Origin of the sequence: Micromonospora sp. NPDC049523 (assembly GCF_040676775.1) — a bacterium.
Taxonomy (GTDB): Bacteria; Actinomycetota; Actinomycetes; order Mycobacteriales; family Micromonosporaceae; genus Micromonospora_G.
In genome coordinates, this window is sequence record NZ_JBFAPP010000022.1 from 1 (window position 1) to 20,831 (window position 20,831).

Annotated in this window: 18 protein-coding genes and 1 pseudogene; 6 read left to right on the forward strand and 13 right to left on the reverse strand. The window is 71.7% G+C overall.

The window, feature by feature from the left end; genetic code table 11:
* Positions 1-111 precede the first annotated feature (111 nt).
* The 4 genes from AB0J90_RS28055 to ftsY all read right to left on the reverse strand — a co-directional run bounded on the left by AB0J90_RS28055 (position 112) and on the right by ftsY (position 4,196).
* On the reverse strand, positions 112-450 hold the full coding sequence (locus AB0J90_RS28055; RefSeq protein WP_173041812.1) for a P-II family nitrogen regulator: 339 nt from the start codon (positions 448-450) through the stop codon (positions 112-114).
* A gap of 25 nt (positions 451-475) precedes the next feature.
* On the reverse strand, positions 476-1,870 hold the full coding sequence (locus tag AB0J90_RS28060) for an ammonium transporter (RefSeq protein WP_363600837.1): 1,395 nt from the start codon (positions 1,868-1,870) through the stop codon (positions 476-478).
* Between the two features lie 290 nt (positions 1,871-2,160).
* Entirely contained in the window at positions 2,161-2,991 is an 831-nt protein-coding gene (locus tag AB0J90_RS28065; protein ID WP_363600839.1) for an aminoglycoside phosphotransferase family protein, read from the reverse strand.
* A gap of 5 nt (positions 2,992-2,996) precedes the next feature.
* The gene (ftsY, locus tag AB0J90_RS28070; protein ID WP_363600841.1) at positions 2,997-4,196 is read right to left on the reverse strand and encodes a signal recognition particle-docking protein FtsY; all 1,200 of its coding nucleotides are present in this window, start codon (positions 4,194-4,196) and stop codon (positions 2,997-2,999) included.
* Positions 4,197-4,348: 152 nt separating this feature from the next.
* Here ftsY and AB0J90_RS28075 point away from each other — a divergent pair, with 152 nt between their 5' ends.
* The 4 genes from AB0J90_RS28075 (at position 4,349) to AB0J90_RS28090 (ending at position 9,216) form a co-directional block, all read left to right on the forward strand.
* Positions 4,349-6,139, forward strand: coding sequence for an alkaline phosphatase D family protein (locus AB0J90_RS28075; RefSeq protein WP_363600843.1), 1,791 nt, complete (start codon positions 4,349-4,351; stop codon positions 6,137-6,139).
* 164 nt (positions 6,140-6,303) lie between these two features.
* The gene (locus AB0J90_RS28080; RefSeq protein WP_363600845.1) at positions 6,304-6,777 is read left to right on the forward strand and encodes a MarR family transcriptional regulator; all 474 of its coding nucleotides are present in this window, start codon (positions 6,304-6,306) and stop codon (positions 6,775-6,777) included.
* Between the two features lie 304 nt (positions 6,778-7,081).
* Positions 7,082-8,689: an MDR family MFS transporter gene (locus AB0J90_RS28085; RefSeq protein ID WP_363601056.1), complete on the forward strand. Its 1,608-nt coding sequence runs from the start codon at positions 7,082-7,084 to the stop codon at positions 8,687-8,689.
* The gene (locus AB0J90_RS28090; RefSeq protein WP_363600847.1) at positions 8,686-9,216 is read left to right on the forward strand and encodes a universal stress protein; all 531 of its coding nucleotides are present in this window, start codon (positions 8,686-8,688) and stop codon (positions 9,214-9,216) included. The genes AB0J90_RS28085 and AB0J90_RS28090 overlap by 4 nt, the downstream gene beginning before the upstream one ends.
* A gap of 118 nt (positions 9,217-9,334) precedes the next feature.
* On the opposite strand, the gene AB0J90_RS28095 is transcribed toward AB0J90_RS28090, so the two are convergent.
* From AB0J90_RS28095 to AB0J90_RS28105, 3 genes are all read right to left on the reverse strand, one after another.
* Entirely contained in the window at positions 9,335-9,955 is a 621-nt protein-coding gene (locus AB0J90_RS28095; RefSeq protein ID WP_363600849.1) for an HAD-IA family hydrolase, read from the reverse strand.
* Complete coding sequence (gene smc, locus AB0J90_RS28100; RefSeq protein WP_363600851.1) at positions 9,955-13,533, reverse strand: chromosome segregation protein SMC; 3,579 nt, start codon at positions 13,531-13,533, stop codon at positions 9,955-9,957. Before smc ends, AB0J90_RS28095 begins: the two co-directional genes overlap by 1 nt.
* 383 nt (positions 13,534-13,916) lie before the next feature.
* Entirely contained in the window at positions 13,917-14,111 is a 195-nt protein-coding gene (locus tag AB0J90_RS28105) for a hypothetical protein (RefSeq protein ID WP_326560444.1), read from the reverse strand.
* A gap of 371 nt (positions 14,112-14,482) precedes the next feature.
* Here AB0J90_RS28105 and AB0J90_RS28110 point away from each other — a divergent pair, with 371 nt between their 5' ends.
* Together AB0J90_RS28110 and AB0J90_RS28115 are read left to right on the forward strand one after the other, a co-directional pair.
* Positions 14,483-15,244, forward strand: coding sequence for a CAP domain-containing protein (locus tag AB0J90_RS28110; protein WP_363600853.1), 762 nt, complete (start codon positions 14,483-14,485; stop codon positions 15,242-15,244).
* Between the two features lie 183 nt (positions 15,245-15,427).
* Positions 15,428-16,339, forward strand: coding sequence for an endo alpha-1,4 polygalactosaminidase (locus AB0J90_RS28115; protein WP_363600855.1), 912 nt, complete (start codon positions 15,428-15,430; stop codon positions 16,337-16,339).
* Here the strand turns inward: AB0J90_RS28115 and mutM are convergent.
* The 6 genes and pseudogenes from mutM to AB0J90_RS28145 all read right to left on the reverse strand — a co-directional run bounded on the left by mutM (position 16,326) and on the right by AB0J90_RS28145 (position 20,820).
* Positions 16,326-17,192 carry a bifunctional DNA-formamidopyrimidine glycosylase/DNA-(apurinic or apyrimidinic site) lyase gene (gene mutM, locus AB0J90_RS28120; protein ID WP_363600857.1) on the reverse strand — a complete coding sequence of 289 codons (867 nt, stop codon included), beginning with the start codon at positions 17,190-17,192 and terminating at the stop codon, positions 16,326-16,328. The genes AB0J90_RS28115 and mutM overlap by 14 nt on opposite strands.
* A 361-nt stretch (positions 17,193-17,553) precedes the next feature.
* Positions 17,554-18,267: pseudogene (rnc, locus tag AB0J90_RS28125) on the reverse strand (ribonuclease III); the annotation flags it as partial.
* Positions 18,268-18,286: 19 nt separating this feature from the next.
* Positions 18,287-19,309, reverse strand: a complete 1,023-nt coding sequence (locus AB0J90_RS28130; protein ID WP_363601058.1) for a phosphate acyltransferase PlsX — start codon at positions 19,307-19,309, stop codon at positions 18,287-18,289.
* Between the two features lie 115 nt (positions 19,310-19,424).
* The gene (gene rpmF / locus AB0J90_RS28135) at positions 19,425-19,598 is read right to left on the reverse strand and encodes a 50S ribosomal protein L32 (RefSeq protein ID WP_030335284.1); all 174 of its coding nucleotides are present in this window, start codon (positions 19,596-19,598) and stop codon (positions 19,425-19,427) included.
* 5 nt (positions 19,599-19,603) lie between these two features.
* On the reverse strand, positions 19,604-20,167 hold the full coding sequence (locus tag AB0J90_RS28140) for a YceD family protein (RefSeq protein ID WP_363600859.1): 564 nt from the start codon (positions 20,165-20,167) through the stop codon (positions 19,604-19,606).
* Positions 20,168-20,322: 155 nt separating this feature from the next.
* Positions 20,323-20,820: a hypothetical protein gene (locus tag AB0J90_RS28145; protein WP_363600861.1), complete on the reverse strand. Its 498-nt coding sequence runs from the start codon at positions 20,818-20,820 to the stop codon at positions 20,323-20,325.
* Between the last annotated feature and the right edge of the window lie 11 nt (positions 20,821-20,831).

Here is a 20,831-nt window from a genome sequence, read left to right on the forward strand (position 1 = left end):
GCCGCCGCCCGCTGTTCGCGTGCGGCGGCGCCGATCCCGGCGGTGAGCAGTGGTGTTCCGTCGTCGGTCAGTCCGACTGCCGGCGGTGTTCCCCTGGTCATCGCCATATGCTCAGAGCGCGTCGAGGCCGCGCTCACCGGTCCGGACGCGGACGACATCCTCCACGGCCGTGACCCAGACCTTGCCGTCACCGATCTTGCCCGTACGGGCCGCCGTGACCACCGCGTCGACGACCTTCTCGACGTCGATCTCGTCGGTCAGCACCTCGACCCGGATCTTCGGCAGGAACTCCACCGTGTACTCGGCACCCCGGTACACCTCGGTGTGGCCCTTCTGCCGTCCGTACCCCTGGACCTCGCTGACGGTCAGGCCGGCCACGCCGAGGGCGTGCAGGGCCTCCTTCACCGCGTCCAGCTGGTACGGCTTGATGACCGCGGTCACCAGCTTCATGTCCAACCCCTCCATCACAGGAACGTTAACCGGCGACCTTTTCGCTGACCGGAGCGGCCGGCTCGGCCGCGGTGTTACCGGGAGTGCCGATCCCGGCCATGGCGAACGCACCGCCACCGCCGCTGCCGCCACCGGTGGAGAGGTCGTAGCCCGCCTCAGCGTGCTCCGCGATGTCGATCCCGTCGACCTCGGCCTCGGACTTCACCCGGAAGCCGATGGTCTTCTCGATCACGAAGGCCAGCACCCAGGCGATGGCGAACGACCATACCGTGACGATCAGACCGGCGAGGGCCTGCCGACCGAGCTGGGTCGCGCCGCCGCCGTAGAAGAGACCGTCGGATGCGCCGACCACGTCGGTGATCGCGGCGTTGACCGAGTTGGTGGCGAACAGGCCGAGCCAGAGCGACCCGATCCAGCCACCGACGAAGTGCACGCCGACCACGTCGAGCGAGTCGTCGAAGCCGAGCTTGTACTTCAGGCTGACCGCCAGGGCGCAGACGATGCCGGCGACGATGCCGAGCAGCACGGACGCCCAGGGAGCGATGAAACCACAGGCCGGGGTGATCGCGACCAGGCCGGCGATGGCACCGGAGGAGGCACCGACCATGGTCGGCTTGCCACCCTTGATCCACTCGACCACGATCCAGCCGAGTACGGCCGCGGCGGTGGCGAGCTGGGTGTTGATGAAGGCCAGACCGGCAACCGAGTCGACGGTCAGTTCGGAGCCGGCATTGAAGCCGAACCAGCCGAACCAGAGCAGGCCGGCACCGAGCGCGACGAGCGGGATGTTGTGCGGCTTCATGCCCTCCTTGGGCCAGCCGAGCCGCTTGCCGAGCACCAGCGCCACGGCGAGAGCCGCCGCACCGGCGTTGATGTGCACGGCCGTACCACCGGCGAAGTCGAGCGCGTGGATGTCACCGCCGATGATGCCGCCGCCCCACACCCAGTGCGCGACCGGGAAGTAGACCAGGGTGGCCCAGCCGAAGGCGAAGAGCAGCCAGCCGCCGAACTTGGCCCGGTCGGAGATGGCACCGCTGATCAGCGCGACGGTGATCACCGCGAAGACCATCTGGAAGGCCATGAACACGTAGAGCGGGACGCCGATGCCGCTGGGGTTCTCCGCGGTCGCGCCCCAGAGGTCGGTCTCCGCGAGGAACGTCTTGGTACCGAGGTAGGCGCCGGGATCGCCCCAGAACCCGTTCACGTCGGCCCCGAAGGCGACGCTGAATCCGTAGAACCACCACAGAATCGAGATGAGCCCGATAGCCGAGAAGCTCATCATCATCATGTTAAGTACGCCCTTGGACCGGTTCAGGCCGCCGTAGAACAGCGCCAGTCCGGGTGTCATGAGCAGCACGAGCGCCGTCGAAACCAGCAGCCACGTAGTGTTGGCGCCGTCGATCGTCGGTGCTTCAGGCACGCTGGCCTCCTAAAAGTGAGTTTCCTCCCCTCGAAAGCTCCGATTCGTGCCGGGCACTGTCCCGCTGCCCTCGCTGCCCGAGCCGAAACTTCCACCGACCCAGGGGCAGCGCCGCCCGTGCGCCGGTTGGGCGGAAGCTTCCCGGCCGGCTGTTTCACCCAGGGTCCCCACCGCGTTTCCGGGGCGTCACCAGTTGTTTCGTACGTGTGAAGAAAGTCTCACAGTCGATAGAACGGGTGGGGGCATATCAGCCGAAAGGCGCGCTGGAGGTATACGGAAAGCGACACAGGTCAGCGGAGCGCGTACTCCAGCGTGTGCCGTTCGTAATCGAGCAGGCGCAGATCGCGCATCGGCCGCCGCAGGTGACCCTTGTGCACTATCCGTACGAACGCCGGCTCGCCCGCCGCCGCCATCCGGCGGATCCCCTCGACGTGGTCGACGATCCGCTTACGGATGGTCCGCACCAACCGGTGCCGGTCCCGTGGGATCAGACCGTACGCGTCCGCGAACAGGCGCAGCCGGCGGGGGCGGTTCGGCCGCTTCCAGCCCAGCGTGTACGAGTCCCGGTCGGAGAAGAGCGGCACCCAGGTCCAGGCCGCGTACGCCACGTCGTAGATCCGGGCACCCGGTGAGGCCAGGTCGAAGTCGATCAGGGCGAGGGTGCCGTCCGGCCGCCAGATCACGTTGTGCGGGGCGGCGTCGTGGTGGCAGATCACCTCGGTGTCCGGCGGCGGTGGCCCGAACGAGCGCCAGACCGCACCGGTGACCGGGGCGAAGCCGTACTGGGCGTCGTGGAACATCCGCAGCATGGTGGCGACGGTGACCAGTGCCTCGTCGGTGACCCAGTGCGGGGCGAGCGGGTACTCGCCGCACTCGCCCTCCACGTAGGACAGCACCTCCCGGTTGCGCTCGTCCATGCCGAGCGCGCGGGGCGAGCCGGTGAACCCGACGTATTCCAGGTGCCGCAGCAGCGCGTGCACCGAGGGTGTCCACGGTCCGGCGTTGCGCCGTACGGTGTCTCCGACCCGTACGACGGTGCTCACGTTGCCGCCGTGCAGTGGAATTTCCTGCGAAGTCACGTACGGTCTCCCGATGCGCGGCGGCGGTTCACGGTAAGCCACCGAGGTTACGCCTCGGCGCCCAGCGGATCGGCGCCGATGAGCGCGTCGACGAACTGCGCCGGGTCGAACGGGGCCAGGTCGTCCGGGCCCTCGCCGAGGCCGACCAGCTTGACCGGCAGCCCGAGCTTGCGCTGTACGGCGATCACGATCCCGCCCTTGGCGGTGCCGTCGAGCTTGGTCAGCACCACCCCGGTCACGTCGACCACCTCCATGAACACCCGGGCCTGCTCCAGCCCGTTCTGCCCGGTGGTCGCGTCCAGTACGAGCAGCGTCTCGTCGACCGGGCCGTGCTTCTCCACCACCCGCTTGACCTTGCCCAACTCGTCCATCAGGCCGACCTTGTTCTGCAACCGGCCGGCGGTGTCGATCAGTACGGTGTCCACCCCGAGTTCGATACCCCGGCGGACCGCGTCGAATGCCACACTCGCCGGATCCGCTCCCTCCGGTCCCCGGACCACCTCGGCACCCACCCGGCCACCCCAGGTGGTGAGCTGTTCGGCGGCGGCGGCCCGGAACGTGTCAGCGGCGCCGAGCAGCACCGTACGGCCGTCCGCGACCAGCACCCGGGCGATCTTGCCGCAGGTGGTGGTCTTGCCGGCGCCGTTGACCCCGACCACCAGCACCACCCCGGGGGTGCCGTCGTGCGCGGTGGCCCGCAGCGCCCGGTCCATGCCCGGATCGAGCGCGTTGACCAGTTCGACCGCGAGCAGGGTACGCAGGTCACGTGCCGTACGGGTGCCGAGCACCGCGGTCCGCTCGCGCAACCGGTCGACGATCTCCCGGGTGGCGTCCACGCCGACGTCGGCGGTGATCAGGGCGTCCTCGATCTCCTCCCAGACCTCCTCGTCGAGGTGGTCCCGGCTGAGCAGGGTGAGCAGGCCCTTGCCGAACACGTTCTGCGAGCGGGACAGCCGGGCCCGCAGCCGGACCAGCCGGCCGGCGGTCGGTTCCGGGCGCTCCAGCGTCGGTGCCGGTTCGGCCGGCGGCGTCACCGGTACCGGCGGTGCCGTCACCGTGTCGGTGACCTGCGCTTCCGCGGCTTCCGGCGCCTCCGGCGGGGTGATCACGCCGGTAGGGCGGGTAGACACGCTCGTCTCGGGCGGCAGCGGCGGCTCGGGCCGCCGACGCAGCCGCGGCACCACCAGGCCGACGGTGCCGAGCAGCAGCACACCTAGCAGGATCAGCGCGAGAACGAGGTACTCCATGCGGGAATCCTGACAGATGCCGGCTCGGCCGGCCCAGCCGCCGCTCCCGATGGGCGCGACGGAGATCACCGGTACCCTCCGGCGAAACCCGGATGGCGGTGGGACCGGCCGGGTAGCAAGGATGGATCCACCCACCCCTCGGAGGTCCCGCAATGCCCGAAAGTCGGTTGCTGATCGGCCCGCTGCTGCGCCGTGTGGTCGGCACCCGGGCCACCGTCTGGGTGGAGACGAGCTCACCCGCCGTCGCCCAGGTCCGGACCGCGTCCGGCGCCAGCGGTACGGCCGCCACGTTCACCGCCTTCGACCACCACTACGCGCTGGTGGTGGTGGAGGGGCTGACACCGGGCAGCGCCGAGCCGTACGAGGTGTGGCTCGACGACGAGCGGGTCTGGCCGCAGCCGGATTCGAAGTACCCGCCGAGCCTGATCCGTACCCGGGGCGACGACGAGACCGAACCGGTCCACCTGATCTTCGGCTCGTGCCGGGAGACCACCCAGCACGCGACCGCGCGCCGGCTGCCGCCCGACGCCCTCGATGCGTACGCCCGGCGGTTGATGGCCAGCGAGGACGCGGCGGCCGAACTGCCCGACCTGATGGTGCTGCTCGGCGACCAGGTGTACGCGGACCAGACCTCACCCACGGTCCGCAAGCTGCTCAGCCGGCGCCGGCACCGCCCGCACGGCGCCCCGGCCGACCAGGTGGTCAGCTTCGACGAGTACACCAAGCTCTACCTGGAGTCCTGGCGCGACCCGGAGATCCGCTGGCTGCTGGCGACCGTGCCGAGCGTGATGATGTTCGACGACCACGAGATCATCGACGACTGGAACACCTCGGCGCGCTGGCGGGCCGAGGTACGCGAAGAGCCCTGGTGGAACGAGCGGATCGCCAGCGGAATCGCCTCCTACTGGGTCTACCAGCACATCGGCAACCTGGACCCGGACGAGGTCGCGGCCGACCCCGTCTACACCAAGGTCGTCGCCGCCGGGGACGCCACCTCGGTGCTGCGGGAGTTCGGCGAGCAGGTGGACGCGCACGTGTCCGAGGCCGCCGGTCCCAGCACGGCGGGTGTGGTCGGCGGCGACCCGCTCGGCGGACCGGTACGGGTCGAGCGCTACCAGTGGAGCTACGGCCTCGACATCGGCCGGACCCGGCTGGTGATGCTGGACAACCGGTGCGGCCGGGTGCTGGACCGGTCCCGGCGCTCGATGCTCTCGCCCAAGGAGTGGGCCTGGTTCGTCGACCGGGCCCACGGCCGGTACGACCACCTGGTGGTCGGCTCGTCGCTGCCCTGGCTGCTCCCGCCGGCCGTACACCACGTCGAGTCGTGGAACGAGCGGCTCGCAGACTCACGCAGCCCTCGGGTGGCCGCCCTCGCCGAGCGGCTGCGCCGGGCCTTCGACCTGGAACACTGGGCCGCCTTCGACCGGTCGTTCGACGCCCTGGCCGCACTCTTCGCCCGGATCGGCACCGGCCGCCCCGAGGCTGGCGGCACCGGCAGTGGTGACGCCCCGGCGCTGGTCGGTGCGGGTCCGGCGTACCCGGCACCGGCGTCGATCAGCGTGCTCTCCGGCGACGTGCACCACTCGTACGTCGCCCGGGCGCGGTTCACCGACGAGGTGAAGACCCCCGTACACCAGTTGACCTGCTCGCCGATCCACAACCAGGTGCCCGCCTTCATGCGCCCGCTACTGAAGCTGGGCTGGCATCCCGGCCCGAGCGGGGCGGCGCGGGCGCTGGCCCGTTCCGCCGGGGTGCCCCGCCCGGGGGTGCGCTGGCGGCGGCTGACCGGGCCGTACTTCGGCAACGCGATCAGCAGCCTGCGGCACACCGGCCCGGCGGCCGAGGTGGTGATCGAGGGCACCGGCAAGGACGGTGTCCTGCGGGTGGTCGGCCACCAGCACCTCACCCGGCCGACGGCGACCGCCAGCCCGAACCGGTCGTAGGCTGCTCACGGACGGTTCCGCCGGCCAGACGGCGGTGATCCGGTGCGGACCGGCGACCGGCGAGCGGCGAGCGGCGACCGGCGAGCGGCGACCGCGATCGGCGACCGGTGATTGGGCGATCCGGGGCGGACCGGTGACGGCGGGTGATTTCCGGGAGGAGATCGGTGGCGGGCGAGCGGGGCAACGGGGACGGCGGCCGGGACACGGCCGAGCCGGAACCGCTGCGCGCGGTCGAACACGAGCTGACGGTGCTGCTGCGCCGGGCCCGTGCGGTCTCCTGGGAGGTGGCCCGCGAGGTGCATCCGCACCTGGAGCCGAACGCGTACGGGCTGCTGCTCCTGCTGTTCCGGTCCGGTCCGACCCGGCTGACCGACCTGGCCGCGGAGCTGGGCATCGGCAAGGGCACGCTCAGCCGGCAGATCGCCGCGCTGGCGGAACTGGGCCTGGTACGACGGCAGCCCGACCCGGTGGACGGGCGTGCCGCCCTGCTCGACCTGACCGAGGAGGGGCAGCGCCGGTTCGCCGATGCGCGCGGCGCCCGGCAGGAGCAGTTGCACCGGACCCTGGCCGGCTGGCCCACCGCAGACCAGGTCGAGTTCGCCCGGTTGCTGTCCCGGTACAACGCCGAATCCCGCTGAACGCCGAATCCCGCTGAGCGCCGAGCCCCACTGCACCACGCCGGGTCTGTCCCCGCACGCCGGCTGCCTGGGACGATCGCGGCGAAAGCTTCCCCCGCTGCCGGACTGACCGATCACACTTCCCCCGCTTTAGTTGCCCGAGGCAACTAGTTCTGCCTAGCGTGGGATCCGGCAACCAACCGGTGGGCAGCGGCGGAACCCGCCGGGGAGAGCTATCCGCCAAAGGAACCACTCCATGACCCAGGCAACCGAGCCGGCGGTTCCGGCGCCCGATCCGAGCACGGACGCGACTCCCGGAACCGCGATGACGCACCGGCAGATCCTCGAAGCCCTCTCCGGACTGCTGCTCGGCATGTTCGTGGCGATCCTGTCGTCGACCGTCGTCTCCAACGCCCTCCCCCGGATCATCTCCGAGCTGCACGGCACCGAGTCGTCGTACACCTGGGTGGTCACCGCGACGCTGCTGGCGCTGACCGCGACCACGCCGATTTGGGGCAAGCTCGCCGACCTCACCAGCAAGAAGCTGCTGGTCCAGCTCGCCCTGGTGATCTACGTCCTCGGCTCGGTGCTGGCCGGCCTGGCCCAGACCACCGGCGAACTGATCGCCTGCCGGGTGATCCAGGGCGTCGGCGCCGGCGGCCTCACCGCACTCGCCCAGATCATCATGGCCGCGATGATCGCGCCCCGGCAGCGCGGCCGGTACAGCGGCTACCTCGGTGCGGTCTTCGCGCTCGGCACGATCGGCGGACCGCTGATCGGCGGCGTCATCGTCGACACCTCGTGGCTCGGCTGGCGCTGGTGCTTCTACGTCGGGGTGCCGTTCGCGGTGGCCGCGATCGTGGTGCTGCAGAAGACGCTGAACCTGCCGGTGGTCACCCGCAAAGCCAAGATCGACTACCTCGGCGCCACGCTGATCTCCGCCTCGGTGTCGCTGCTGCTGATCTGGGTCTCGCTCGCCGGCAACAACTTCGCCTGGCTGGCCTGGCAGACCCCGGTGATGGTGCTCGGCGCGGTCGTACTCGGCGCCCTCGCCCTGCGGGTCGAGTCCCGGGCCGCCGAGCCGATCATCCCGCTGCACCTGTTCCGCTCCCGCACCGTCGCCCTGGCCACCCTCGCCAGCGTCGCCGTCGGCGTCGCCATGTACGGGGCATCCGTCTTCCTCGGCCAGTACTTCCAGATCAGCCGGGGCGAGAGCCCCACCCGAGCCGGGCTGATGACCCTGCCGATGATCCTCGGACTGCTCGTCGCCTCGACCCTCACCGGACGCCTGATCACCCGTACCGGGCGGTGGAAGCGGTACCTGGTGAGCGGTGCGGTCCTACTCACCGTCGGTTTCGCCCTGATGGGCACACTCCGCGCCGAAACCAGCTTCCCGCTGATGAGCGTTTACATGGCCGTGCTGGGTATCGGACTCGGCATGACCATGCAGAACCTGGTACTCGCGGTCCAGAACACGGTCGCGATCCGCGAACTCGGCGCGGCCAGCTCCCTGGTCGCGTTCTCCCGCAGCCTGGGCGGCGCGGTCGGAGTCTCCGCGCTCGGCGCGCTACTCGGGCACCGGGTCGCCGGCTACCTCGCCGACGGGTTCGGCTCCCTCGGGGTGACCGCACCCGACGGCGGCGGCGCCATCCCGAACGTGGCCACCCTGCCGGGCCCGATCCGTGCCGTCGTCGAGATCGCGTACGGTCACGGAGCAGGCGACATCTTCCTGACCGCGGCACCCTTCGCGCTGATCACCCTGATCGCGGTCATCTTCATCAAGGAGGTCCCGTTGCGCCAACAGAGCGGCACCGATCTGTCCAGCACGGGGACACCCGAGTCCGGCGGCCAGCACGGTCAGGGCACACCCGGGTCCGGCGGCCAGTTCCGTCCGGGGGCGGCCACCGCCGCGACGCCAGGAGCGGTCCGATGACCGTCGAGCCCGCCGACCAACCGGCGTACGACCCGCCCCGCACCGAGCAACCCGACCGCGTACGGTACGGCCCGGCCGCAGCCCCGTCACCGTTCGAACGCGGTACGGACGGCCCGAAGGTGGTACTAGCCGGGGTCGACGGTTCGGTCACCTCGATGCGGGCGGTCGCGTACGCAGCCGGCCTGGCCCGCCGGCAGAACAGCGAACTGGTGGTGGTCTTCGTGGCCGCGCCGTCCGTACTCGCCGGACTCACACCGGGGGTCGGCAGCCAGGTACAGGACGCGCTGGACGAGTTGGGCGCCGAGCTGCGTCACGAGATCGGCAGCGCCGCCGAGGAACTGGGCGTACCGCTGACCTTCCTCGGCCGCCGCGGTGACCCCTACGCCGAGCTGCGTACGGTCGCCGACGAGATGCGCGCCGACATGGTCGTGGTCGGCGCCTCCACCCAGGCCGGTCACCGCCTGGTCGGCTCGATCGCCACCCGCCTGGTCAAATCCGGCCACTGGCCCGTAACCGTCGTCCCCTGACCCCCCGCCCCTCCCCTCCCCGCCCGACACCGGACGCCCGCCGCCTGGCGCCCGCCGCCCGCCGCTCAGGCGCGCAGCGGCCCACCCGGCGGCGGCGCGGCGGGCAGGTGGGGTGGGGTTAGGGGGTTAGGGCGGCGCGGAGGTAGCGCAGGTCGGCGGGGCCGGTCCAGCGGTGGGCCGAGAGGCCGGCGGCGCGGGCTCCGCGTACGGAGCGGTCGTCGTCGTCCACGAACAGGACCCGGCGTGGCGGGGTGCCGAGCGCCTCGCAGGCGGTACGGAAGTATTCGGGGGCCGGCTTGTGCACCCCGAGTACGGACGAGTTGAGCACCAGGTCCACCTCGTCCACCAGGCCCAACTCGGCCAGGTCGGCGTCAAGCCGGTCGGTGGCGTTGGTGGCCAGCCCGACCCGTACGCCGCTCGCGCGTACCTCCCGGACGAAGGCGAGCACCTCGGCGTCCACCTCGCCCCGGTACGCCTGCCACTGGTCCACTGCCGCCAGTGCCCGCTCCCGGCTGCCGGCCGGTTCGGCCAGCGCGTCCGCGACCCCGGCCATCCAGTCCAGGTGGCTGACCTGGCCGGTGACTGCCGGCTGGAGCAGCGACCAGCGCGTCGCGGTGTCGAGCAGTGCGCCGGCCGGCAGGCCGAACTCCCGTTCCACCGCCTCGTTGACCGCCGGATCCCACTGTCGCAGTACCCCGTCGAAGTCGACCAGCAGCGCAGTCGCCTTTTCCCGAGCCATCAGTCCTCTTCCCTGCCGAGCCGCTGGCTGATCACCTCGGTGACCCCGTTGCGCATGGTGACGCCGTACAGCGCGTCGGCCACTTCCATGGTGCGCTTCTGGTGGGTGATGATAATGAGCTGGCTCTTCTCCCTGAGCTGAGCCATCAGGGTGATCAGGCGACCGAGGTTGACGTCGTCGAGCGCCGCCTCCACCTCGTCCATGATGTAGAACGGGCTGGGCCGGGCGCGGAAGATCGCGACCAGCATGGCAACCGCGGTCAGCGACCGCTCGCCGCCGGAGAGCAGCGACAGCCGCTTGATCTTCTTGCCGGGTGGGCGGGCCTCGACCTCGACGCCGGTGGTGAGCAGGTCGTCCGGCTCGGTGAGGATCAGCCGCCCCTCGCCGCCGGGGAAGAGCACGGTGAACACCTGCTCGAACTCGCGGGCGGTGTCGGCAAAGGCGCTGGCGAAGACCTCCAGGATCCGGTCGTCCACGTCCTTGACCACGGTGAGCAGGTCCCGGCGGGTGGCCTTGAGGTCTTCGAGCTGCTCGGAGAGGAACTTGAACCGCTCTTCGAGAGCGGCGAACTCCTCCAGCGCGAGCGGGTTGACCTTGCCGAGCAGGCCCAGTTCCCGTTCGGCCTTGGCGGCCCGCTTCTCCTGCACCGGGCGCTCGAACGGCACCGGCTCGGGCACCGGCGTACCGTCCCGCTCGGCGGCGGCCACGTCGGCCGGGGTCGGCGGGACGAGCTGCTGCGGTCCGTACTCGCTGATCAGCGTCTCCACGTCGAGGGCGAAGTCCTCGGCGGCCTTGATTTCGAGCTGCTCGATCCGCATCCGTTGCTCGGCTCGGGCGACCTCGTCCCGGTGCACCGCACTGGTCAGCCGTTCGAGGTCGGCGCCGAGCCGCTTGGCCGCGCCGCGTACCTCCTGCAGTTCGGCCTCGCGGGAGGCGCGGGCGCGGGCGACCTCGTCGCGGGTGCGCTCGGCGGCGGTGAGCGATGCCACCACCCGGGTGAGCGCCTCGCGGGCGCCGTACTCGACGGCGCGGGCGATCGCGGCGCCGCGGGTACGCGCGGCCCGGCGGGCGGCGGCGCGCTCCCGGGCGGCCCGTTCGGCGTTCGCCTGCCGGGCCAGCGAGTCGGCCCGGCCGGCGATGGCGGCGACGCGTTCCTCGGCGGTACGGACGGCGAGCCGGACCTCCATCTCGTTCTGCCGGGCCGGCGGCAGGTAACGGGCGAGTTCGTCGCGTTCCTCGGTGGACGGCTCGGCGTCGATCGGGGTGACCTCGGCCAGCCGCAGCCGCTCCTCCAATTCGGCGAGTCCGGCCAGGTCCTGGTCCCGGGCGGCCTCGGCGCGGGCCCGTGACTCGGCCAGCCGGTCGGTTTCGGCCTTGGCGGAGCGGGCGGCGGCGCCGAGTTCGGCGAGCCGCCGGGCGGCGGCGTTGCGCTGCCCCTCGGCCTCCCGCTTCACCGCCGCGGCGGCGGTGACGGCCTCCTTGCGCTCGGCCACCTCGGCTCGGGCGTCGGCGAGCTGGCCGGTGAGTTCGGCGATGGTCGCCTCGGCGGTGAGCCGGTTGGTCCGGGCCTCCTCGACCGCGGCCTGCACCTCGATGAAACTCGGTGCCTTGGCCGAACCACCGGCGGCGGCGTAGGCGCCGACCACGTCCCCGTCGGGGGTGACCGCGCGCAACTCCGGGTTCGCGCCGACCAGCCGGGTCGCCGCTTCAAGATCGTCGACGAGTACGACGTCACGCAGCGCCCGGTGCACCGCCGGGCGGATCTCCTCCGGGCAGCCGACCAGGTCGGGCGCCCAGCGTGCACCGTCGGGCAGGGCGGGGCGGAGCGCGTCCAACGAGCCGATCATGCCGGGGCCGGCGGCGCCACCGACCAGCAGACTCGCTCGCCCGGCGTCCTGGATCTTGAGTAGCCGCATCGCCTCGGCGGCCTCGTCCACGCCGCTGACCGCGACCGCGTCGGCGAGCGCACCGAGCGCGGCGGCCAGCGCGGCCTCGTTGCCCGGCGCGACGGTCAGCATGCCGGCCAGCCCGCCGAGCAGCCCCGGCACCTGGTCGGCGCGGGCCAGCAGCGCCCCGGCACCGTCCTTGCGGCGCAGCCCCATGGCCAGCGCCTCCTCGCGCGCCTTCCAGGTCGCCGCGTCCTTCTCGGCCCGGCGCTCGGCATCCGACAGCGCCCGTACGGCCGCGTTCGCCGCCTCGTGCGCGGCCTGCGCCTCGGCATGCCTGGTGTCCAGGTCGACGTTGTCCCGCTCGGCCGCGGTCGACTGGGCGGCCACCGCGTCCACCTCGGCCTGCGCCCGTTCCGCCCGGCCCTGGGCGTCGGTGTGTGCGGCGGCCAACCGGGCGATCTCCTCGGCCGCGGTGCCGGTACGCGCCCGCGCCGAGTTGACCTGACCGGTGAGCCGGGCCAGCCCCTCCCGCCGGTCGGCGATCGCCTTCGCCGCGGTGACCAGCGCTCGTTCCGCTTCGGCGAGCTGCCGTTCGAGCTGCTGGCGGTTCTCCACCGCTTCGGCCAGGCGTACCTGGTCGTCGGTGAGGGCGGCGCGCAGTTCCGCCTCGTGCTCCCGGACCGTCTCCGCTTCGGCGGCGAGCTGGTCCGGGTCGCGGCCGGGCCGCTCGTCGTCCGGGGTGGCGCTCAGGTGCCGCAGCCGTTCCCGGGCGAGCTGTTCGGTGGAACGGAACCGCTCCTGCAGGGCGGAGAGCTTGTACCAGGTGTCCTGGGCCCGGGTGAGCAGCGGCGCGTCCTCGGCCAGCGCCTCCTCCAACTCGGCCAGCCGGTGCTGCACCTCGGTGTGTTCCGCCTCGACCTGCTCGCGCCGGTCCCGCAGAGCGGCCTCGTCGGCGATCTCCTTGTCCAGCGTCGTACGCAGGGTGGCGAGGTCGTCGGCGAGCAGCCGCAGCCGGGCGTCACGCAGGTTGGACTGGATCGCGGCGGCCCGGCGGGCCACCTCTGCCTGCCGGCCCAGTGGCTTGAGCTGGCGGCGCAGTTCGGCGGTCAGGTCGTTGAGCCGGTTGAGGTTGGTCTGCATCGCGTCCAGCTTGCGCAGCGCCTTCTCCTTGCGCTTGCGATGCTTCAGTACGCCGGCCGCCTCCTCGATGAACGCGCGCCGGTCCTCCGGCTTGGCGTGCAGTACGGCGTCGAGCTGACCCTGCCCGACGATGACGTGCATCTCTCGACCGATACCGGAATCGGAGAGAAGTTCCTGGATGTCCAGCAGCCGGCACGAGTTGCCGTTGATCTCGTACTCGCTCTCACCGGAGCGGAACATCCGGCGGGTGATCGAGACCTCGGTGTAGTCGATCGGCAGAGCACCGTCGGTATTGTCGATGGTGAGTGTCACCTCGGCCCGGCCCAGCGGCGCCCGGCCGGCGGTGCCGGCGAAGATGACGTCCTCCATCTTGCCGCCCCGCAACGCCTTGGCGCTGTGCTCGCCGAGCACCCAGGCGATGGCGTCGACGACGTTCGACTTGCCGGAGCCGTTCGGGCCCACCACGCAGGTGATGCCCGGTTCCAGCCGGAGCGTCGTCGCGGAGGCGAAGGACTTGAAACCCTTCACCGTCAGGCTCTTCAGATACACGTTGCCGATCCTCGTCCGACGTGAGCGCCGGTCTGTCGGGCGGCCGTAGGCGAGCATCCGGCCACCGGGACTCGTCACCACCGCGGTCGTCGGGGCCGGCCGGCCGCTCCCGGCTGCGGGGACCTGGTCAACCCGCAGCGTAACCCGAACCGGTGTCCCGGCCGACGCGGCACACGCCCCCGAGCGCGTCGGATGCCTGGCAGCGGCCCTCCGGGTAGACCATCACCGGAGTACGCCGTCACGGTCGGTAACTTTGCCCGGCGAGATTCACCACTCGTTCCGGACAAAAAGCTGCGCGCCGCCACAAATGTGTCGGCGCGCGGTCGGTGCTGGTGCGTTTCAGCCGTACAGGCGGTGGACGCCGGTCCCCGGCGCCCGCACGATCAGGTCAGTGCCGGTTCGGCGAGCCGCAGCAGGTCGTCTGCCTCGGACACCGCCGCTTCGAGCCGATCATTGTCGGCACGCAACCGGGTGATCTCGAACTCGAGTGCCTGAACCCTGGAACGCAGTCGGGTGACCTCGTCGAGCAGGCGCCGGTCGGGCGCCGCACCAACGTGGCCGTAGAGGGCCTTCGCCATATTGCGTCTCCTTGTAATGCGCTGCCGGAAAGGCCGGCCAACGCGCGCCCAACTCGTTCGCGACTACCTACCCGCAGGAACACGCGGGCATGCCTGGGCGCGACTGGCGACACCTATATAGTGTGCCGATGTCCCCCGTCTCGTCAAGTTGGACCGGGCGCAGATCACTCTCATGTCAACCGGTTTGCTTGCCGAGGGTCGCCGCGAGGCACGAACAAAGATCGCTGTTCGGACCTCTGAAGTTTAACTCCGCCTGGTCATCCGGCTACCACCTGCTGTCTTAGATCTTCCTTAGCCACGTTGCCCGGCCGACCCGGCCCCGCGTAGCGTCCGCACCGGCCCACCCCCAGATCCGAGCCGGAGGCGTACGAGTGCAGGGGCGAACCGAACGGAACGCCCACGGCGGCAGGGCGCAGCGGCACTCGGCACCGGAGAACTTCACCGGCCGGCACCGCGACGCGCGTCGGCTGCCCGGCCCGGTCGGACTGGCCACCGCGGTCACCCTGCTGCTGGTCATGTTCGGGGTCGGCGCCGCGGTGCTGCCGATCGGCCTCGCCAGCGCCCCCGACGCGGCCCCGACCGGCGGCGACCCGGCCGTCGAGGCGATCGGTGTCGGCGTCCTCGGCCCGGCACCCGCCCCGACCAGCGCCAGCCCGACGCCCAGCGCCCGACGGACCACCCCACCCCCCGCCCGCCCCACCCCGTCCCGTACGCCGAGCAAGGCGCCGAAGGCGACCAGCGCGGGCGCGGACAGCCGCGAGGCGCAGGTGGTCGAGATCGTCAACCGGGAACGGGCGGCGAACGGCTGCGGCTCCGTCTCGACGAACGACAAGCTGGCCGAGGCAGCCCGGCTGCACAGCGAGGACCAGGCCGCCCACGACAAGATGTCGCACGACGGCAGCGACGGCAGCTCGTTCGTCGACCGCGCCAAGGAGGCCGGGTACAACAACCCGATGAGCGAGAACGTCGCGATGGGGTACGCCAACCCGAACGCCGTGATGGACGGCTGGATGGACAGCCAGGGCCACCGGACGAACATCCTCAACTGCGACGCGAAGGCGATCGGGGTCGGGATCGCGGCCAACTCCGCCGGCCGGCTCTACTGGACCCAGATGTTCGGCACGGTGGCCTGACACCGATCCGCCGTCGATCCGGCCCCGGAAAGCCTGTCGGCTGGTCCCGGAAAGCCTGTCAGCCGGCCTCGGAGGGCGCGACCGGTGGCGTGACCGTGCCGTCACCCGTGCCGTACCGGCGGCTGGCTCGTTGGGACACAACGAGGGGGTGTGCTGCTCTTGACAACCGCGGCCCACTGATCCGTGCCCGGGCGGGCACCCGTACCCAGGTTCCGACCGGCACCACCGGCCGGAACCGGACACCTCGCCGCCCACTCACCGCAGCTACCGGCCACCGTCGCCCGTTCGCCCCGCTGCGCACTCCTGCTGGTGCTCGTCCTGCTGCTGCCGGCGCTGGCCGGATGCGTACCGCAGTGGGCCCGGCCGGTGCCGATCCCGCCGTGGCCGTTCGGCCCCACCCCCACCTGGCAGTGGCAGCTACGCGGTGAGTTCGACCCGAACGTGGACGCCGAGGTGTTCGTGCTCGACGCCTTCCGTACCCCGGTCGAGGACGTACGCCGGCTGCGCGAACGCGACCGCCGCCCGGTCTGCTACGTCAACGTCGGGACGTACGAGCGCGAGCGGCCGGACGCGGACCGCTTCCCGGAAACCCTGATCGGCGCACCCGCCGACGGGGTGGACGAGCGCTGGCTCGACATCCGGCAGTGGTCGGCGCTCGAACCGGTCATCGCCGACCGGTTCCGGCTCTGCTACGGCAAGGGCTTCACCGCGGTCATGCCGGCGAACATGGACGGCTACGCCCGGGAGTCCGGTTTTCCGCTCACCTTCGACGACCAGCTCGTGTTCAACCGACGGCTGGCCGCGCTGGCCCGGTCGACGAAACTGTCACCGGGGCTGACCAACGACCTCGAACAGGTGGTGGCGCTGGAGCCGTACTTCGACTTCGCGGTCAACGAGGAGTGCTTCCGCCGGGCCGAGTGCGACCAGTTGCTGCCGTTCGTCGAAACCCGCAAACCGGTCTTCCAGGTCGAGTACGACACCCTGGCCGACGACTTCTGCACCGCCGCGCAGGGCTACGGCTTCGCCACCATCCGCAAGGAACGCGACCTCACCGCCTGGCGTGAACTCTGCCCCGCCGTCCCTATCGCCCGCTGACCGCCGCCTGACCTCGGGGGCGGGGCTGGCAACGGGGGCAGCTGTACGACGAGCGGTTCATGAACGACTCCCGCCGGATCGCCGCGCCGCACCGGTTACAGGGCAAACCCTCCCGGCCGTACGCGTTCAGCGCCCGGTCGAAGTAGCCGCTCTCCCCGTTCACGTTCACGTACAGCGCGTCGAAGCTGGTGCCGCCCGCGGTCAGGGCCTCGCCGAGCACGTCCCGGATGTGCCCGAGCAGGCGGCGCGCGGCCGGCGCGGTGAGCGCGTCCGCGGGTCGGGCGCCGTGCAGCTTGGCCCGCCACAGGGCCTCGTCGGCGTAGATGTTGCCGACCCCGGAGATCAATGTCTGGTCCAGCAGGGCCCGCTTGATCTCGGTCCGCCTGCGGCGCAACGCGGTCACGAAGCCCTCGTCGGAGAAGGACGGGTCGATCGGGTCCCGGGCGATGTGCGCGATCTCCGCCGGCAGGCTCGCACCGCCCTCGGAAACCGACAGTCCGCCGAAGGTGCGCTGGTCGACGAAGCGCAGCTCCGGGCCGTTGTCGTCGAAACCGAACCGGATCCGCAGGTGCGTCTCGTCCGGCGTCTGCGCCGGTTGCAGCAACAACTGCCCGGACATGCCCAGATGTCCGATCACCGCGTCACCGCTGTCCAGCGGCAGCCACAGGTACTTGCCCCGCCGGCAGGCGTCGACCACGGTCCTGCCCGCGAGTACGGCCGCGAAGTGCGCGTCACCGGCCACGTGCCGGCGGATGGCACGCGGGTGGCGGACCTCTACGGTGGCGATCCGCCGACCGGTGACCCATTTCGCCAGGCCCTGCCGGACCGTCTCCACCTCGGGCAGCTCAGGCACTTCGTCACCTCACTCGGATCCGCCGGAAGCTCCGGCTCGGGCACGCCGCGAGCACCGGCTTCGGTACGCCGGATGCTTCGTTACGGCACGCGGTAATCGAGCGTACTCAGCGGGCGTCGCCGGTGCCGCCGACCTGTCCGTGGGGTCCGACAGTGTCCGTTTGCGCCTCCGGCGCGTCGGATCCGGTGGCCGACCCGGCCGCCCCGGCGACCGCCGGCTCGTCGACCGCCACCCCGTCGACCGTCGCACTGTCTACCGCCACCCCGTCAACCGCCACCCCGTCGACCGTCGCGCCGTCGACCGTCGCACTGTCTACCGTCGCGCCGTCGACCGTCGACTCCTCGGCCGCCGGTTCGGCGGGTTCGGCCGGCTCGGACAGGATCCGCCAGGCCGCCTCGGCGGCCCGCTGCTCGGCTTCCTTCTTGCTCCGGCCGTCCGCGCCGCCGTACCGCCGGCCGGCGACCACCACCCAGGCGGTGAACGTCTTCGCGTGGTCCGGCCCGGTGTCGTCGATCCGGTACTCCGGCACACCGAGGCCGAGCGCCGCGGTCAGCTCCTGCAGGCTGGTCTTCCAGTCCAGGGCCGCCCCGCGACCGGCCGACTCCGCCATCAGCGGGTCGAACAGCCGGTGGATCACGATTCCGGCGGTGTCCAGGCCGTACTGGAGGTAGATCGCGCCGAGCAGTGCCTCCAGCGTGTCGGCCAGGATGCTCGCCTTGTCCCGGCCACCGGTCGTCTCCTCGCCCTTGCCCAGCAGCAGGTACGGGCCGAGCCCGTCCGGACCGAGTCCCCGGGCCACGTCGGCCAGCGCCCGCATGTTCACCACGCTGGCGCGCAGCTTGGCGAGCTGCCCCTCGGGCAGGTCCGGGTGGTTGTGGAAGAGCGCCGCGGTGATGACCACACCGAGCACCGAGTCGCCCAGGAACTCCAGGCGCTCGTTGGTCGGCAGCCCACCGTTCTCGTACGCGAACGAGCGGTGGGTCAGCGCCCGCTCCAGCAGCTCCGGGTCGAGGCTGACGCCGAACGCGGCCTCCAGGTACCCGATCGGTGCGCGACGGCGCTTGTCGTTGGTCATCCGGTTACCTCGGTGTCGGTCATGGAGTCTCCTCGGTCCGGTCGTCCGCGCCATGACCGGTACGGCCGGTGGCCGTACTCCGCTCGGTCGTACGGCCGTCCCGGGTGTGGTCGGCGAGCAGCCCGGAGATCGCCGCGGTCGCACCGCGGCGGTGCAGGTGGGCGGCGAGTGCGATCCCGGAGGCGAGATCGTCGTCGCGTGCCGCGCCGTGGCAGACGACGACCGTACCGGCCACGCCGAGCAGGGCGGCGGCCCGGGGCGCCCCTCCGCTGGCCGGAGGCCCGCCGGCCATGGCGTACGCGCCCTCGATCCCCTTGAGCAGGATGTTGCCGGTGAATCCGTCTGTGACGATCACGTCGGCCCGGCTGCCGACGGCGACGTCGTACCCCTCGACGAGGCCGACGTAGTGCGCGCCCGGCGGCAGCGCGGCCAGGGCGAGCACCGGGTCGGCGGCGCGCCGGGCCCGGTCCCCCTTGCCCGCTTCGGTGCCGACGGAGAGCAGACCGACGCGGGGTTCGGTCACCCCGTGCACCACCGCGGCGTAGGCGGCACCGAGCACCGCGTGCCGGGCGAGGGTGCCCGGCCGGGCCTCGAGCGAGCCACCGACGTCGAGCAGCACGACCGGGCCGCCGAGTGCCGGCATGGTCGCGACCAGCGCCGGACGGCGCACCTGCGGCCAGCGCCCGAAACCGAGTACGGCGGCGGTGACGGTGGCGCCGGTGGGTCCGGCCGAGACGACGGCGTCGGCGGTCCCCTCGACGACCGCGGCCACCGCCGCCCGGACGGTCGTGTCGGCCCGGCTGACCCGCCTCGGGTCCTCGCTCATCGCGACCCCGTGCCGGACCGGCCGGACCGAGATCCGGTCCCGGTCGGCCGGGTGCAGAACGCCCAACAGCTCGTCGGCCGCCTCAGGCGGGCCGACGAGCAGCAGGTGTAGGTCGGGGTCGGCGCCGAACGCCCGCAGAGCGCCGTCAACCACGACGGCGGGAGCTCCGTCCCCGCCGAGGAGGTCGACGGCGATCCGCACGGTGCCCGGCTCCACTGGGACGCCGGCCGTCACGATACGGCTGGCGCCGGCGGGAGCCGGTGCACCGGGCAGTCGCCAGGGCGTGGGCGCCACCCGACCCGGGGTCGGGAGCGTCACTCGAATGCCGGTGTCAGACCTCGAGGACCTGGCGGCCGTTGTAGGTGCCACAGACACTGCACGCGGCGTGCGGCAGCTTCGGCGACTTGCACTGCGGGCACGCCACGGTGGCGACCACCGTGGCCTTCCAGTTCGCCCGGCGGGACCGGGTGTTGCTGCGCGACATCTTGCGCTTCGGGACGGCCACGGTTCCTACTCCTCTTTACGGGTCAGTTGCGTCAGGCCCGCCCAGCGCGGGTCGATCTGCTGGTGGCTGTGGTCAGCCGGCAGCTCGTCCCAGTGCACCCCACAATCGGTGCACAGTCCCGGGCAGTCCTCTCGGCACAGCGGGTTCGTCGGTAGTGCAAGCACCACCGCGTCCCGCAGCGCCGGCTCCAGGTCGATCAGGTCGCCCTGCATGCGGCCCACCTCGTCCTCCTCGGTCGTCTCGTCCGTGGTGCTGTTCGCGTACGCGTACAGCTCCTGGATCGTGACGACCACGGAGTCGTCGATCTGGCGCAGGCAGCGACCACACTCGCCCTGCACGGCCCCGGAGACGGTCCCGGAGACGTATACGCCCTCGGACACCGACTGGAGGCTCAGGTCGAGACTCAGGTCCGTGCCCTCCGGCACGCCGACCATCTCCACGCCGAGGTCCGCCGGCGCCTTTACCACCCGCGTGACCGTACGCAACGCACCAGGCCGACGCGGCAGTTCCCTCGTGTCGAGGACCAGCGGCGACCTGGGATCGAGTTGGCTTGGCGTGTGTTTGGGCATAATCAGACTCCGGCCTGTTGGAGGCCGACGAAACAGGTTACCTGGGCAGCGGCCCGGGCGTCGAACCGGGGCACCGGGAAGCGCACTCCGCGCTCAACGGCCCGCCGTAGCCCGGCGGTTCCCCCCGCCCGTTCGTCGGTCGGTGATGGTGACGATCAGAACGGCAGCGGGCGTTCGCTCTCCTCGCCGGCGAAAGTGCCGATCTCACGCAGGGCGTGCATCTTGTCCCGGCCCCGCTCGATCGAGGCGAGCGCGCGGGTGAGGAACTGTTCGAAGTTGGCCAGCGCCGTGTCCACGTAATCGTCCACCTCCGCGCGCAGCCGCTGCGACTCGGCCCGCGCCTCGGCGATGATCCGGGCGCCCTCGTGCTCGGCCGAGACGGTGATCTCGTTCACCGAGACGAGGCGGGCGTGTTCCGCCTCACCCTCGCTGATGATCCGGTCCGCCTCACGCCGGCCGGCGTCCATGATCTTGTCCCGCTCGTCGAGCAGCGCGGCCGCCCGGCGCAGGTCGATCGGCAGCTCGCCGCGGAGCTCGTCGAGAGCCGCGATGAAGTCCGCCCGGTCGACCATGCAGTTGGTACGCGACATCGGGACGGAGCGTGCCGTCTCCACGATGTTGATGAGTTCGTCGATGCGGTCGAGCGGGTCCACCGGTACCTCAC